The organism is Sphingobacterium kyonggiense (assembly GCF_039536825.1).
GTDB lineage: Bacteria > Bacteroidota > Bacteroidia > Sphingobacteriales > Sphingobacteriaceae > Sphingobacterium > Sphingobacterium kyonggiense.
In genome coordinates this window covers 291,352-306,279 of the sequence record NZ_BAAAZI010000012.1, presented here as the reverse complement: position 1 = coordinate 306,279, position 14,928 = coordinate 291,352, and the positions used below count along the sequence as shown (strand labels likewise).

14 protein-coding genes are annotated in these 14,928 nt (G+C 38.7%); 10 read left to right on the top strand and 4 right to left on the bottom strand.

Annotated elements, in window-relative coordinates; translation table 11 throughout:
* Window positions 1-95: 95 nt before the first annotated feature.
* The 9 genes from ABD676_RS15990 (at window position 96) to ABD676_RS15950 (ending at window position 8,976) form a co-directional block, all read left to right on the top strand.
* Window positions 96-785: a YiaD family glycine zipper/OmpA-like lipoprotein gene (locus ABD676_RS15990; RefSeq protein ID WP_344675740.1), complete on the top strand. Its 690-nt coding sequence runs from the start codon at window positions 96-98 to the stop codon at window positions 783-785.
* A 263-nt stretch (window positions 786-1,048) separates the two neighbouring features.
* Window positions 1,049-2,482 carry a tRNA (N6-isopentenyl adenosine(37)-C2)-methylthiotransferase MiaB gene (gene miaB, locus ABD676_RS15985; RefSeq protein WP_344675739.1) on the top strand — a complete coding sequence of 478 codons (1,434 nt, stop codon included), beginning with the start codon at window positions 1,049-1,051 and terminating at the stop codon, window positions 2,480-2,482.
* Window positions 2,483-2,509: 27 nt separating this feature from the next.
* A complete protein-coding gene (locus ABD676_RS15980; protein WP_344675738.1) occupies window positions 2,510-3,781 on the top strand; it encodes a sigma 54-interacting transcriptional regulator in 1,272 nt (423 codons plus the stop codon).
* A 10-nt stretch (window positions 3,782-3,791) separates the two neighbouring features.
* Entirely contained in the window at window positions 3,792-4,316 is a 525-nt protein-coding gene (locus ABD676_RS15975; RefSeq protein ID WP_344675737.1) for an LptE family protein, read from the top strand.
* A 20-nt stretch (window positions 4,317-4,336) separates the two neighbouring features.
* Window positions 4,337-5,425, top strand: a complete 1,089-nt coding sequence (locus tag ABD676_RS15970; RefSeq protein ID WP_344675736.1) for a tetratricopeptide repeat protein — start codon at window positions 4,337-4,339, stop codon at window positions 5,423-5,425.
* Between the two features lie 14 nt (window positions 5,426-5,439).
* Window positions 5,440-5,799: a preprotein translocase subunit SecG gene (secG, locus tag ABD676_RS15965; protein WP_344675735.1), complete on the top strand. Its 360-nt coding sequence runs from the start codon at window positions 5,440-5,442 to the stop codon at window positions 5,797-5,799.
* A 244-nt stretch (window positions 5,800-6,043) separates the two neighbouring features.
* A complete protein-coding gene (locus tag ABD676_RS15960) occupies window positions 6,044-6,319 on the top strand; it encodes a co-chaperone GroES (RefSeq protein WP_344675734.1) in 276 nt (91 codons plus the stop codon).
* A gap of 88 nt (window positions 6,320-6,407) precedes the next feature.
* Window positions 6,408-8,045: a chaperonin GroEL gene (gene groL / locus ABD676_RS15955; RefSeq protein ID WP_344675733.1), complete on the top strand. Its 1,638-nt coding sequence runs from the start codon at window positions 6,408-6,410 to the stop codon at window positions 8,043-8,045.
* A gap of 112 nt (window positions 8,046-8,157) precedes the next feature.
* Window positions 8,158-8,976, top strand: coding sequence for a M90 family metallopeptidase (locus tag ABD676_RS15950; RefSeq protein ID WP_344675732.1), 819 nt, complete (start codon window positions 8,158-8,160; stop codon window positions 8,974-8,976).
* A gap of 9 nt (window positions 8,977-8,985) precedes the next feature.
* Here ABD676_RS15950 and ABD676_RS15945 read toward each other — a convergent pair whose 3' ends face one another.
* Window positions 8,986-9,525 (bottom strand): hypothetical protein, encoded by a 540-nt coding sequence (locus ABD676_RS15945; protein ID WP_344675731.1) that lies wholly within the window; start codon window positions 9,523-9,525, stop codon window positions 8,986-8,988.
* Window positions 9,526-9,678: 153 nt separating this feature from the next.
* Between ABD676_RS15945 and ABD676_RS15940 the strand changes: the two genes are divergently transcribed.
* Window positions 9,679-10,662: an aldo/keto reductase gene (locus ABD676_RS15940; RefSeq protein WP_344675730.1), complete on the top strand. Its 984-nt coding sequence runs from the start codon at window positions 9,679-9,681 to the stop codon at window positions 10,660-10,662.
* Window positions 10,663-11,474: 812 nt separating this feature from the next.
* Here ABD676_RS15940 and ABD676_RS15935 read toward each other — a convergent pair.
* From ABD676_RS15935 to ABD676_RS15925, 3 genes are all read right to left on the bottom strand, one after another.
* Window positions 11,475-11,855 carry a nuclear transport factor 2 family protein gene (locus ABD676_RS15935; RefSeq protein ID WP_344675729.1) on the bottom strand — a complete coding sequence of 127 codons (381 nt, stop codon included), beginning with the start codon at window positions 11,853-11,855 and terminating at the stop codon, window positions 11,475-11,477.
* A gap of 146 nt (window positions 11,856-12,001) precedes the next feature.
* Window positions 12,002-13,339 (bottom strand): TlpA family protein disulfide reductase, encoded by a 1,338-nt coding sequence (locus ABD676_RS15930; protein ID WP_344675728.1) that lies wholly within the window; start codon window positions 13,337-13,339, stop codon window positions 12,002-12,004.
* 24 nt (window positions 13,340-13,363) lie between these two features.
* The gene (locus ABD676_RS15925; RefSeq protein WP_344675727.1) at window positions 13,364-14,842 is read right to left on the bottom strand and encodes a retropepsin-like aspartic protease; all 1,479 of its coding nucleotides are present in this window, start codon (window positions 14,840-14,842) and stop codon (window positions 13,364-13,366) included.
* Between the last annotated feature and the right edge of the window lie 86 nt (window positions 14,843-14,928).

Here is a 14,928-nt window from a genome sequence, read left to right as displayed (position 1 = left end):
ATTTTTGGCTATAAGCTTTTTGGCATTGGCTTTGCATTTACTCTCCTATTGATTTAAAAAGAAATATTTTAGTAAAAAAGATAAATTATTTGGTTATGAAAATGAATAAAAGAATTGCGATTTATGGATTATCAGTAGCTACATCAGCGATGTTGTTCGCTAGCTGTTCTACCATCCAAAATACAAGTAATACAACAAAAGGAGGAGTAATCGGTACAGCTGCTGGTGGTGCTATTGGAGCATTAATCGGTGGTAAAGCTGGTAACACTGCGATTGGTGCTATTGCAGGTGCTGCTATTGGTGGTGCTGCAGGTGTATTGATCGGTAAGAAAATGGATAAACAAGCTAAGGAAATTGAAAATACTGTAGCTGGTGCTGAAGTTGAAAATACTGGTGAAGGTATCTTAGTGAAATTTGATTCAGGTATCTTATTTGATTTTAACTCTACAGCGTTAAAATCTACTGCAAAAGATAACATTGCAAAATTAGTAGAGACTTTGAATAAAGAGCCAGATACTGAGATTTTAGTATTAGGTCACACCGATAACGTGGGTACTTTAGCAGCAAACGAAAAGGTATCTAATGGTCGTGCTGCATCTGTAAAATCATTTGCAGTAGCTCAAGGTTTGAAGAGCTCACGTATCCGTACAGAAGGTAAAAACTACTCTGAGCCAATTGAATCTAACGATACTGAGGCAGGAAGAGCTAAAAACCGTCGTGTAGAGATCGTAATTGTTGCATCGAAGAAAATGCAAGAAGAAGCGAAACAACAAGCTGGTCAATAAGCAGTATTTTATTTCTGAATAAATAGTCCTTAAGGATTATATAATAATAAGAAGAGGTTTGGGTGATAATCATCCAAACCTTTTTTTGATATCAGCTATTTTGATTATCGGAAAGGAATTTCTTAATTGGGGAGTCAATCTATATTTTAAATTTTTTACTCGTTGATTTCAGAAGATTTTGTTTGTTAAATTTTAGTCATTGCTGACAAAGTGTCATTGATTTAGCAATTAATTGCTAACTTTGTAGTCTTTGAAAATTGACTATGTTAGAGTTATCACATACTACGAAGACACACGATGAGGCACGCCAAGGCGAGGCATTGGATATGGTCCCTACAGGGCAATCTACTGGCCGTAAGCTTTATATCGAGAGTTATGGGTGTCAGATGAATTTTTCGGACAGTGAGATTGTTGCATCGATCTTAATGGAGAATGGATTTGAGACGACAAGAGATTATAGGGATGCGGACGTGGTATTCATTAATACCTGTTCGATTCGTGAGAATGCAGAGCAACGCGTTCGTAATAGACTAAAAGAATTTGAATCAGCAAAGGCTAAGAATCCGGGGATGATTGTTGGGGTTTTGGGCTGTATGGCGGAACGTTTAAAGGCTAAATTCTTAGAAGAGGAGAAGTTGGTAGATGTTGTTGTCGGTCCGGATGCTTACCGAGATCTTCCAAATCTAATTGAAAAAGTTGATGATGGAGGCCGTGCTGTAAACGTCTTGTTATCGCGTGAGGAGACTTATGCAGATATCAGTCCGGTGCGTTTAAATACTAACGGTATTTCTGCTTTTATTTCAATCATGCGTGGTTGTGATAACATGTGTTCCTTCTGTGTGGTTCCATTCACTCGTGGTCGTGAGCGCAGTAGAGATGCAGTTTCTATCGTAAAAGAGGCACAAAGTTTATTTGATGCCGGTTATAAAGAAGTTACTTTATTGGGTCAGAATGTTGACTCCTATAAATATACAGCACCTGTCGCAGAGGGAGAGCCTGCTGCAGCGCCTATTAATTTTGCGCAATTATTAGCAATGGTAGCTGAAGTGAGTCCAGAACTGAGAATCCGTTTCTCTACCTCCCATCCAAAAGACATAACCGATGAGGTATTGTATACGATGGCGAAATACGAGAATATCTGTAACTATATTCATTTGCCAGTACAATCGGGAAATTCGCGTGTTTTGGATTTGATGAATCGTACCTATGACCGTGAATGGTATATAGATCGCGTAAATGCGATTCGTCGAATTATTCCAGAGTGTGGTATCTCGACGGATGTTATTACAGGTTTCTGTACAGAGACAGAGGAAGAGCATCAGGAAACCCTTTCCATGATGAATTACGTAAAATACGATTACGCTTATATGTTTGCTTATTCGGAGCGTCCTGGTACATTGGCGGCAAAACGTTATGCTGATGATATTCCAGAGGAGGTGAAGAAACGTCGTTTGACCGAGGTGGTTGATTTACAACGTGAGCACAGTTTATATCGTATTAAGAATTTTGTGGGAAAAGTTCAGAAAGTATTGATTGAAGGTTTCTCGAAACGTTCTGATCAAGATTTCTGTGGACGAAATGACCAGAATACCATGGTTGTATTCCCAGTAGATGCACGCTATAAAGTAGGTGATTATGTGCATGTATTAGGGGAGAGCTGTACCTCAGCAACATTAATCGGAAAGATCATCGATTAATCTCTAAAAAAGAAGGAAGAATAAAGCATGGATAATCAGGATATTAAGAATAGATTTGGCATAATTGGAAACTCTCCATTATTAAATCGTGCGATCGACATTGCTCGACAAGTCGCACCGACTGATATATCGGTGTTGATTCAAGGGGAGAGTGGATCGGGGAAAGAAGTCTTTTCTCATATCATTCATCAACTGAGTTCTCGTAAGCATGGACAGTTTATTGCGGTAAACTGTGGTGCTATTCCTGAGGGAACTATTGATTCCGAATTGTTTGGTCACGAGAAGGGGTCTTTTACAGGTGCCCATGAGGCACGTAAAGGCTATTTTGAAGTGGTCGATGGAGGAACCATCTTTTTAGATGAAGTTGGGGAATTACCATTAGGTACACAGGCTCGATTATTACGTGTTTTGGAATCAGGAGAATATATCCGTGTTGGATCATCAAAGGTTCAAAAAACAAATGTTCGCGTTATTGCTGCTACGAATGTGGAGATGTTCGAGGCTGTTAAGAAAGGTAAATTTCGTGAAGATTTGTACTACCGGTTAAATACGGTGCCTTTGTATATTCCACCATTACGCGAACGTAAGGATGATATTTACCTGTTATTTCGCAAATTCGTCGTCGATTTTGCCGATAAATACCGTACTCCGGGAATCCAATTAACAGAGGATGCTCAGGAATTATTGCGTAATTACTCTTGGCCAGGGAATGTTCGCCAATTGAAAAATATTGCAGAGCAGATTGCTGTACTGGAAAAGGAGCGTGTAGTTGATGTGAGGATTCTAAGTCAGTATATTCCAAAAGAATCGGGTTCTAATCTGCCTATGGCGATTAAAGATAGTAGTAAGGAAAACTTTTCGGAGCGTGACTTATTGTACAAGGTTCTTTTTGATATGAAGAAGGATATGGTCGATTTGAAGAAATTAGTTGTCGAGTTGATTCAAAAAGGCTTTAACCCAGGAACTATAGAACAACATTCGCCTTATATCAATCAGCTTTATCAAGAGGTTCGACCAAATACTGCAGCGCTAGTGAATGAAGAGTATGTGACACCAAATTCTTCAACATTGACGATACATAATCCGAATGCGTCGAATGCCAATTCGAATGATTATCTTACCTATGATACGCAAGATGTAGAAGAGGTCGAAGAGTCTTTGTCCTTGATGGATAAGGAATCTGATTTGATTAAGAAGGCATTGAAGAAGCATAAAGGAAAACGTAAGGCTGCAGCTCAAGAATTGGGTATTTCGGAGCGTACGTTATATAGAAAAATTAAGGATTTAAACCTAGATTAAGGAAATCACCATGCTCAAAATAAAAGGAGCGCATATAGCGTTTTTAATTACAGTCTTATTCATGTTCACTATTCAGGGATGTGGAGTACGTTATAGCTTAGGCGGTAGTAAGATTCCGGAGAATATGAAAACTTATACGGTTACATTTTTCGAGAATATCTCGCCTATGGTTTCGGCAACCTTAAGTCAGTCGATGACTGAAGGGTTAAAAGAGCGCATTCGTACGCAATCAAGGCTAAGTCAAGTCAATCAGGATGGAGATGCGCAATTTGATGGAACGATTACGAGCTATTCCATTACTCCTGCTGCTGTTGAAGCAGGCTCAGAGATGGCTGCATTGAATAGACTTTCCATTACGGTAAAGGTAAAATACATGAATCGTAAGGATGACACTGGAAAGAGTGACTTTGAGGAGAGTTTTACGCAGTTTAAGGAGTTTAGAGGCGACGTAACATCACAAGAGCAGACTTTAAATGCGGAAATTGTGAAGATGTTGACAGAAGATATCTTCAATAAGGCATTTAATAACTGGTAAATTAAAAGCTTAATCAACCTATGGATTTACAAACTGTATTTCGTAAAGCAATAGACAATCCCCTGGAAGTATCGGAGGCTGAATTTCAACGACTGTTATTCAAGTTCCCATATTCTCAGCCGATCATCTTTGCTCATGAACGCAAAAAAGCATTGGAAGGTGGGGAAGTTGATAAGCAGAAAACCTTAATGTATGCCTATAATTCCTTCTGGCTACGTGATTATCTTCAGAAACCTATTCCAGAAATACCGGAATTAGCAACAGAATCGGATGATTATGTTCCATTCATTGAAGTGGAAACGATGGATAGCGGAGAGATTGAGCAGGAGGTTGAGGTTGATGCAGGCATAGTTGAGGATGACCTTCTACTAGCAGAAGAGCCGTTAGAGGAGCCTGTTCCAATGGAAGCAGAAAATCCTATCATGGAGGATGCGGAAGTTGATGTAAAAGAGGAAGAATTAGAAGAAGATCTTTTTGATCCACCATTAGCATACAATATTGAATCTGTTTTTCTGGAGGAGGATAACAAAGCAGAAATAGTTGAGACCACTTTGGAGATGGAGACTAGTCAGCGGGAAGAGGATGTCAGTCTATACAATGATGATTTGATGCCTTATAGTTTCCGTTGGTGGTTATACAAGACCCGTTTGGAGCATGCCGATACCTATCAACCATTCGTGTCGCCAGTATTGCCTAAGCCGCAAAATGGTCAATTTGATCCAAAGAAATTAGATGAGGCTATTTTGGATCAACAGATCCGCGAGAATATCTTTCATTTACAGAACCCGGAGGATAAACTTTCCGAGCAATTCAAGAAGGAGACGATCGAGTTTCGTTCAAATGAACCAAATGATGAGGTTATCGAAAAGTTCATTCGTGAGGAGCCACAGATACAGCCACCAAAGGCGGAGACGATCAATACAGAGAATAAGGCGAGAAGCAGTTCGGAGGATCAGTTTTCGGTGGTAACAGAGACATTAGCAAATATTTATGAGTCGCAAGGGATGTACGAAAAGGCGATATCTGTATTTAAAAAATTAATTTCAGAGAATCCAGAAAAAAAATCGTACTTTGCGACCCGAATTAAAGAATTAGAACAAAAGTTATAAAAGAAATATAGAAAATGGACGTTTTATTTATTATCCTAATTATTCTAGTAAGTTTATTATTATCATTTTTTGTACTTATCCAAAATCCTAAGGGAGGCGGTTTATCATCTGGGTTTTCTGGAGGAGCGAACTTAATTGGGGTACAACGTACAGGTGATATTTTAGAGAAAGGTACTTGGATCTTAATCATTTCATTAATGGTTTTCAGTATTGGTATCAATATTTTTGGTCCGTCGTCAAGTACAAGTGGTGGTTTAGGTGATCAGATTGAGGCTCCGGCACAATCTCCGACATTAAACTTGAATCCAAATGCTGCTCCAACACAAGCTGCACCACTTCCACAAAGCACAACACCTGCTGATTCTTCTAAATAAGAATTAGAGAAGATATAGGAATCCCCAACTGCCATGCAGCTGGGGATTTTTTATTATTATAGGTTGTTTAAGTTGAACTGACATTGTTAAAGGTGACATGCTGACACCTATAGGTGCCGTGTTCTGTCAATTATTTTGTCAACAAATGTAAAATTGACACAAAGAAAGTTGTATTTTGGATTGGCATAGTTCGTGATGCCTCATTATTAATTAAGCATTTAAATCAAAAAACTGATATATTATTATGGCATTAAGTATTAAACCTATCGGAGACAGAGTAGTTGTAGAACCTGCTCCAGCGGAAGAAAAAACAGCATCAGGTATCTATATTCCAGATACTGCAAAAGAGAAACCATCACAAGGAACAATTGTAGCTGTAGGTTCAGGTAAGCCAGACGAGCCTTTAACCGTTCAAGTAGGCGATAAAGTATTGTACGGTAAATATGCAGGTACAGAGATCACCTATGAAGGAAAAGAATATTTAATTATGCGTGAGGCTGACATCTACGCAGTTCTATAATTCAATCAATCCAAAGAAATTAATCGTTTAAGAGTACTCGGGCAGGAGGCTGCATGAGTAGTTCTTTTTACAAACAATAAAAAAGATAATGGCAAAACAAGTAAAATATAACGTTGAAGCACGTGACGCCCTGAAAAAAGGTGTTGATACCTTAGCAAATGCAGTAAAAGTAACTTTAGGTCCAAAAGGACGTAATGTAATTATTGAGAAGAAATTCGGTTCACCAGCAATTACCAAAGATGGTGTTACTGTAGCGAAGGAAATTGAACTAAAAGATGCCCTTGAGAATATGGGTGCTCAAATGGTGAAAGAAGTAGCTTCAAAAACTGCTGACCAAGCGGGTGATGGTACAACTACAGCTACCGTATTGGCACAGGCAATCGTTGCGCCAGGAATTAAATCTGTTGCAGCTGGTGCAAACCCAATGGATTTGAAACGTGGTATTGATAAAGCTGTTTCGGCGATTGTTGCTAACTTGAAATCACAATCTCAAGTAGTAGGAGCTGACAACAATAAAATCAAACAAGTAGCTTCTATCTCAGCAAATAACGATGAAATTATCGGTTCTTTAATCGCTGAAGCGATGGAAAAAGTAGGTAATGATGGTGTTATTACCGTTGAAGAGGCGAAAGGTACAGAAACTGAAGTGAAAACTGTAGAAGGTATGCAGTTTGACCGTGGATATTTATCGCCATATTTTGTGACCAACTCGGACAAAATGGAAGCGGAGTTAGATAATCCTTATATCTTAATCTACGACAAGAAAATCAGCAACATGAAAGAATTGTTGCCAGTATTGGAAAAACAAGTACAAACTGGTAAACCATTATTGATCATTGCTGAAGATTTAGATGGTGAAGCATTAGCTACTTTAGTAGTTAATAAAATTCGCGGTTCACTGAAAGTGGCAGCTGTTAAAGCGCCAGGATTTGGAGACCGTCGTAAAGCTATGTTAGAAGATATCGCTATCTTAACTGGTGGTACTGTAATCTCTGAAGAAAGAGGATTCAAATTGGAGAATGCTGAACTTTCTTACTTAGGTCAAGCAGAGAAAATCGTTGTTGATAAAGATAACACAACTATTATCAATGGATCAGGAAATGCAGAAGATATTAAAGCACGCGTAGCACAAATCCGTTCGCAAATTGAAACTACAACTTCAGATTACGACCGTGAGAAATTGCAAGAGCGTTTAGCGAAGTTATCAGGTGGTGTTGCGGTACTTTATGTAGGTGCAACTACTGAAGTGGAGATGAAAGAGAAGAAAGACCGTGTTGATGATGCTTTACATGCTACTCGCGCAGCAGTTGAAGAAGGTATCGTAGCAGGAGGTGGTGTTGCTTTCATTCGCGCTACTGAAGCTTTAGCTAACCTAAAAGGTGATAACGAAGATGAGCAAATCGGTATTGATATCATCAAACGTGCTATCGAAGAGCCTTTACGTCAAATCTGTGCTAACGCAGGTATCGAAGGTGCAGTAATCGTTCAGAAAGTGAAAGAAGGATCTGCAGACTATGGCTACAATGCACGCACTGATAAATTTGAGAATTTGATTTCAGCTGGAGTTATTGACCCTACTAAAGTTTCACGTGTTGCTTTAGAGAATGCGGCATCAGTAGCGTCTATGTTATTAACAACAGAATGTGTCCTTGCTGACGAACCAGAAGAGAATCCAGTAGGTGCTGGTGGTCCTCCGATGGGTGGTGGCATGGGCAGCATGATGTAATCATTATTCCAATTCATATAATATTACCGAAAGAGCTTCCATATTGGAGGCTCTTTCTTCTTTTTATAAGTTTTAAGAGCCTTTGGAAATCAGTATATTCGTTAGGATAAAAATGTATTTAATTATGGATGATCGTGCGATATGGATGCTTGTATTGGTTTTTTTGTTTGGTGCTATTATGATTTATTTCGTATGGAAAAGAGTAGGAAATAAGAAGATAGTCAATAGTGTTATCCCTAGTACGGAGCAGATACAAGCTGTCTTAACGGCACATGTAGGATTTTTCAATCGATTATCAAAGGATCAACAAGAGGTCTTTATTTCTCGGGTTGCTTACTTCCTAAAGACGACGAAGATTTCACCAGAGAAAGGGGTATCCATAACCGATGAACACCGGGTATTAGTGGCCGCAAGTGCAACCATTCCCTTATTTCATTTTCACAATTGGTCTTATGAGAATCTAGATGAGGTACTGATTTATCCTGGTACATTCAACGAGAAATACAATACCGCTGAAGAGAAACGTAATATACTAGGTATGGTAGGTGATGGTGCGATGCACCGAAAAATGATACTTTCCTTGCCAGCCTTATTAGCTGGGTTTTCTAAGAATTCAGATGGTAATACTGCCATACATGAGTTTGTTCACCTCATAGATAAAGCCGATGGAGAAGTAGATGGAATTCCAGAATATTTGATACCTAAGGAATTGATTCAGCCATGGTTGGAGGAAATGCATCAAACGATAAGTGCTATCCGAAGAGATAAATCAGATATCCGTGATTATGCAGCAACTAATCCGGCGGAGTTTTTAGCAGTTGTTTCGGAATACTTCTTTCAAAAGCCAAAACTCCTAAAGGAAGATCATCCAGAGCTTTATGAGCTGCTGGATGAAATTTACAGTGATAAAAAGGATGCTTCAGCATCCTAGTTTATTTGATTAATGAGAATGATCATGACCGTGGTCATGTCCAGAGTGATCTTCTTCTGATTCTTGAAGTGTAACTGGTCCGTTGTATTTTTTATCAACGATCAAGATGGTGGCACCTCTTGTGGTGAAAGACATTTTTTCACCCAGATGCTCATGGAAAGAAACGATAATATTGCTATCAATTTGGCTTAGACCAACATGTACATCTTCACGTTTTAAGTCGGTTTCTGGTGATAAAATGGCGATTACAAAATGTGTGTTGAAATCAATTTTTGTTGGCATTCCATTTTCTCCCATTGTTGCCGCAGGGCCGAAGTAAGAGTCAAAATGCTCTTGAGTTTCGATTTTACGAGCACCAACTTCACCTGAAGGAACGGTGTTTTTTACAAAGTAATTTTTTGCTTCCTCATAAGGTACGGACTTATCCACTTCTTTTTCTGCTTGAGAAGTTGTGGAAACAGAATCTTTTGAATCTGCCTTTTGTGCTGAATTACATGCTACAAGACAAATAGATGCTGCAGCAAAAAAAATGATTGGGAGTTTTTTCATAATGCTTACCTGTGATTTTGACAATAAATATAAGTAAACTTCGTGTATGTATTAGTTAAGTTGTTTGCAAATTTTGGATGCCTTATCTTTATAAGACAATGTTATACCAATATTGTAAATCAATTCGTTATAGATACATAAAAAACAAAAGCCATGGAATATAGATTTTTAGAGAACAGCGATTTAAATGTCTCCGTTATTACATTTGGAGCTTGGGCAGCAGGCGGATGGATGTGGGGTAGTACCGACAGGAACGATGCTGTAGAGGCCATTCGTGCAGCCTATGATTTAGGCGTTACTTCCATTGATACCGCTCCTATTTATGGTCAGGGCACAAGTGAAGAAATTGTTGGTGAAGCGTTGAAGGATATTCCTCGGGATCAGGTCCAATTGCTTACCAAATTTGGGATGCGCTGGGATCATGAAGCTGGAGACTTTGCCTTCCATAGTAAGAACAATCAAGGTGAAGATATCGAGATCTATAAGTTTGCTGGTAAGGATAGTGTGATTTATGAATGTGAGCAGAGTTTAAGGCGTTTGGGCACTGATTATATCGATTTGTATCAAATCCATTGGCCAGATAGTACAACGCCGTTAGACGAGACCTTTGAGGCCGTAGGGCGTTTGATTGAACAAGGGAAGGTTCGTTATGCGGGTGTTTGTAATTACGATGCTAAATTGATGGCTGAGGCGGAGCGAACTCTTCCTTTGGTTTCTAATCAGATTCCCTTCTCCATGGTTAATCGTGCTGTTGAAGAAGAGACGGTTCCATATTGTATAAAACATAACAAGGCAGTATTAGCATATAGCCCTTTGGAAAGAGGTTTGTTAACTGGAAAGATTCATCCAGGTTACACTTTTCAGGAAGGGGATCACCGCGCTAAATTACCACACTTCCAACCGGATTTTGTGGAGAAAACCAATATTTTATTGGAGCGCATAAAGCCGCTGGCAGATGATAAAGGGGTAACTCTAGGTCAATTGGTGCTACGCTGGACCGTTGAGAGACCTGGTATTACCATTGCACTTGCTGGTGCTAGAAATGCCAAACAAGCAGTAGAAAATGCGAAAGCCATGGATATCAATCTAAGCGATGATGAGATTGAGTTTGTGAATGCTGTTGTGGATGCTTTTTAGAGAGAGATCGCTATGCTGTTGCGGTAGTAGTTAGTAGTTAGTATTTAGTATAAAGACCTATGGCGTGATAAAAATTTGCTATTTACAACTCAGAGCAAAGCGAAGAGTCTTTGTACCCCCCTCCCCATGACCAGTTCATTCTGAGGCTGGCCGAAGAAACCATTTTTCTGTAAATCAGAATTGTTTTAAAGAATAAAAGGGAATAGTTTTATAGGCGGGCGATGCATGCATCGCCCTACATGAAACGGAAAATCCAACCTTATACCCTTTTCTATTAGCGAAGCGGTCTCATGTCTAGCACAGCCTCAGATCTAAATGTACTCACTATTTAAAACTTTATACTTTTCAACGGGCAGACATTCCGTTGCACTAAGTACTGCCCCTACGCGTGGCGGATTACTGGGCGGTTAGAAAACTGTATAGATTGTACGTTCGCTAGGGGCAGTACTGAGCGAGTTTGAAGAGAGGTTTATCCCTGATGAAAACGAGCGGAATGTCTGCCCGTTTATAAATATATAATTAAATTAAATTGACCGGACGATGCATGCATCCATCTTACAAACATTCGTGATTTTAAGATACCTAAATACCATAACTGTAGGGTCGAAGCATGCTTCGACCGTTTAAATAAATAAAAATCCTTAAATCCCTATATAGTTCAAAGATCCTAAACCTTCGTTTTAGGATGAACGGGATGTTTGGGAGGAAAAAGGAGACTCTTCACTTCGCTCTGAGTTGGGAATAGTAATCGCCAATAGGTCTAACTACTAAATACTTTTTACTAAATACTGCCCTCAGGGCGTAGCGGTCTATTAAGCTATATCCAATAGTCTTACGACTTGGTCATCATCATTGAATTGAAAAATTGATTTTCCGGCGAGTTCTAGTTTTTCTCCTTTATTGAGTCCATTTGGGAAGTCTATTGCTAAAGTCGCGGTGTATTGAATACGGATTTCAATATTGTCGCGCAGTTCGATGAGTTCCGTGATGGTTTGCTCTCTGTCTTCGAAATAGGATTTTGCTGTTTCAGCTTGTTCTTTAAAATCCTCGATTCCTTCTAGGGTATCGGTCGTTTGACCGTTCAGGATATTTTCAAAAACAATATTATCGGAAAAATGAGCTACCATTCCTTCTACATCGAAGTTATTATAAGCTTGGATGTAATTTCTAACTATTTCTTCTCTTTTAGACATAAGTGCATTTTACTTTATTATTAAACGCTAAATTCTGTCTTATGTTTTATGGAACTTGTGCGTTAGTGGTAATGGTTGAATCTGAGATCTGTAGAAAAAGAAGATGCAGCCCGGGAGCTGCATCAACAAATAAAACAAACAACAAACTATTTTTTTATCCAAGTGTCCAAAAGTTCTCTAAGTTTTGGATCTGATGGTCTTGGACTATCTGCGGTGATTAGATTTCCTTTTTTGTCAATTAGGATATATCGAGGAATTGCATTTACCTTATATGCTTCCGAAAGCGGATTGCTTGGGCCAGCATGTAGTTGAATTCCTTTGGCATTTTTCTCTTTTACATATTCTACCCATTTTGCTTTGTCTTGATCGGTAGAGATTCCGACAAATGCAACAGCTTTGTCCTTGTATTCTTCATTGAGTTTTTCCCAATGTGGTTCTTCTGCACGACAAGGGCCACACCAAGTAGCCCACAGGTCAAGTAATACCACTTTACCACGTAGATCTGTTAATCCAGTGGCTTTCCCATTCACATCGGTAAAGCTGAAGTTAAAGGCAGGTACTCCGGCTTTGGTTTCTGCTAATTTTGCTTCAATAGCAGATGCACGTTGTTTTTGCTCTTCGAGAATCAAATTTGATTTGTTCTTTTCCAATAAGACTAGGTAATCTTCCATTGATTTTAATCTTTCAGCATAAGCTAAGAAATATTGACCTTTTAAGGCTGGATTGGGGATGCTTTCAATCAGATTATTGATATCGAATTTTTTTCCTCCCATATTTTTGAACATCACAAGACTAGAAAGTAGGCGGTCTCCAAATGGATAAGCTAATAAACCATCATTCATGTATTCATCGGTATTGATATCGTTGTAGAATGCGGTATATTCTTCTTTACTAGGGTGTGCTGCATGTGGTGTATACAGAAAGTTTAAAGCATAGAAAGCGATGTCGTTCTTTACAATTTGAGGAAATAGGGCATCGAATATTTTATTTCCAGTTTTCGGGTTTTTACTGTATAAATCATATTTAGACCGCAATTCTTCCAGCTCAGGGAAGAAGTCAACATAAGTGGACATGTTGCCTATATTAGTGGATTTGCTTTGAATGTTATTGCTTATTTTATGCCAATTAGCTAACGCATTATTCTCTTTACTGTTGCTTTTAATCAGTTCAAGCCCTTCAGTATTCAATTTTACGGTTAGATCTTCCTTTCCACGGAAATAAAGTTTGTTCATTCCCTGAATCATGTGTGGTTGGCCATAGCCAATACAATAGAAGCCTTCGTACTCAGGAGTGAAACGAAACGCGAAACGACCTTCTTCATCCGGTACATAGGTTGCTACTTCATTTAGTCTTCCGTTTAGGACTTTGTATAGGTAGATTTTTTTAAATTTCCCTTTTTCCGTGGTTCCTGTGATATTACTGGGTTGAGCCAAGGCTGTAAATAGAAAGAATAGGGAGAATGCAATCGTTGTTAAAGTTTTCATTTTTATGGAATGTTTTGTATTGGATTAAATGGATAAAAATGATCCATCTTCTAATTGGACAGTAATGTTTCCTTTTTTAGATAGATCAATGATTTTTTGGATATTTTCTTTTTTCTTAAGGAGATCCTTCACAGATAAACCATTTATTTCTTTGATAGGGAGGTCAACTTTATCATGAATTTCCTTTCTGGCTGGATCCGTTAGAATGACCAATTGTGCCTTTTCATTCCATCCTAATACCGCGCTATGAATTACAAAGTCAAAAGGTTGTTCATATAGTTTATTAGGGGAGAAATGAATTTCTCCTTCAGCGATATTGACGATCAGGTTATAACGAGCAATCAATCGGTTACCGATAGATCCTTGTTCAGTAGGGTTCCATTGATTCTCTGAGCCTGAACCTCCCATTAAAGAAACGGGCATGTTTATTAAATTTGGTAATCCCTGGATAGTAAAACCTGCGGCATTGCCAAAGAATGTTGGGGTATTGATTCCAAAGCTAACGGTGAAGGTTTGCCCTTGCGGTTTAAAGCCGCTGACCAACATTTTATTTTCGCGGACAAAAGGACGGAAGCAGATTAGGTTATACGAAGCCCCAGTATCAAATATAAAACGACCTTCGGCTTTTTTATTAGCAACAAGCTCTAGATTTGCGGGGATCTCGATTAAACTTTCCGGTAATGAAATGGGTACAGTAAAACCCTTTTTAGGATATTCAAAAGCACCAAAATCATATAGGTTGATGATACTTTGGTCATAATTTACCTCGGTTAAAAATCTTTTAAGCAAGGTGTTCCCAATAAGTCCATCGGTATGTTTGTCGTTATGAGCTGGGAAGATGGCTATTCCCATGTTGTCAAGTGCTAGGTTTCCTATACGAATTTTATTATTGTCAGATACTTGTATTTGCTGAGTTCCACCTACAACAGAAGCGTTGTTGGTACGAGAAATCGTTAGGTTTAATTCTTTAGCCACATCCTCATTGATAGCCATGCCGTCTGCACCGGTATCAAATAGAAGATTCAGCGGTTTTGGATGATTATTGATGTATACTTGGAAAATAATCGCTCCAGCTTGATTTTTAAATGGAATGCTTGCTCTAAGTTTAGCTATAGGCAATCGTTGCAAGCCATACAATTTATCGAATAGGTCAATATGTTTGATTTTGCCATCATTGGATAAATGAACCAACGTGGTATCAAATGTATTATTAGGTTTATGAACCTGCAGTAGGATCGTATTATTAGTTTTTTCTTTGTTGTTTTCCAGTTGTTTAAAAGCGGTGATAGGGTATTTGTTAATAATTTGCTCTAATCTAAATTGGGCAGATTCATCTGTGTTTCCAGCGATAGAGAAATTGCTTGACAATACGGATTGCAGACTACTTTTATCTTTTTTTAGGAATGCATCTTGAAGTTTACTGCTAATGTCTTGGGCATTTATTTGCTGACTTGACCATAGCAATAGGCTAAATAGTATAGCTAATTTACGTGTGAATAACATGAGGAATCTGGAGCAGGGAAAGTGATTTAACATTCCCATAGGATCGGAGGGACAATTCTGTCTCGGGAATTATTCCCTCCAAAATC

Bases quoted from the DNA above. Each gene is read 5' to 3' on its own strand.
- ABD676_RS15990 (WP_344675740.1), top strand. From the start codon at position 96: ATGAAAATGAATAAAAGAATTGCGATTTATGGATTATCAGTAGCTACA.
- miaB (WP_344675739.1), top strand. From the start codon at position 1,049: ATGTTAGAGTTATCACATACTACGAAGACACACGATGAGGCACGCCAA.
- ABD676_RS15980 (WP_344675738.1), top strand. From the start codon at position 2,510: ATGGATAATCAGGATATTAAGAATAGATTTGGCATAATTGGAAACTCT.
- ABD676_RS15975 (WP_344675737.1), top strand. From the start codon at position 3,792: ATGCTCAAAATAAAAGGAGCGCATATAGCGTTTTTAATTACAGTCTTA.
- ABD676_RS15970 (WP_344675736.1), top strand. From the start codon at position 4,337: ATGGATTTACAAACTGTATTTCGTAAAGCAATAGACAATCCCCTGGAA.
- secG (WP_344675735.1), top strand. From the start codon at position 5,440: ATGGACGTTTTATTTATTATCCTAATTATTCTAGTAAGTTTATTATTA.
- ABD676_RS15960 (WP_344675734.1), top strand. From the start codon at position 6,044: ATGGCATTAAGTATTAAACCTATCGGAGACAGAGTAGTTGTAGAACCT.
- groL (WP_344675733.1), top strand. From the start codon at position 6,408: ATGGCAAAACAAGTAAAATATAACGTTGAAGCACGTGACGCCCTGAAA.
- ABD676_RS15950 (WP_344675732.1), top strand. From the start codon at position 8,158: ATGTATTTAATTATGGATGATCGTGCGATATGGATGCTTGTATTGGTT.
- ABD676_RS15945 (WP_344675731.1), bottom strand. From the start codon at position 9,525: ATGAAAAAACTCCCAATCATTTTTTTTGCTGCAGCATCTATTTGTCTT.
- ABD676_RS15940 (WP_344675730.1), top strand. From the start codon at position 9,679: ATGGAATATAGATTTTTAGAGAACAGCGATTTAAATGTCTCCGTTATT.
- ABD676_RS15935 (WP_344675729.1), bottom strand. From the start codon at position 11,855: ATGTCTAAAAGAGAAGAAATAGTTAGAAATTACATCCAAGCTTATAAT.
- ABD676_RS15930 (WP_344675728.1), bottom strand. From the start codon at position 13,339: ATGAAAACTTTAACAACGATTGCATTCTCCCTATTCTTTCTATTTACA.
- ABD676_RS15925 (WP_344675727.1), bottom strand. From the start codon at position 14,842: ATGTTATTCACACGTAAATTAGCTATACTATTTAGCCTATTGCTATGG.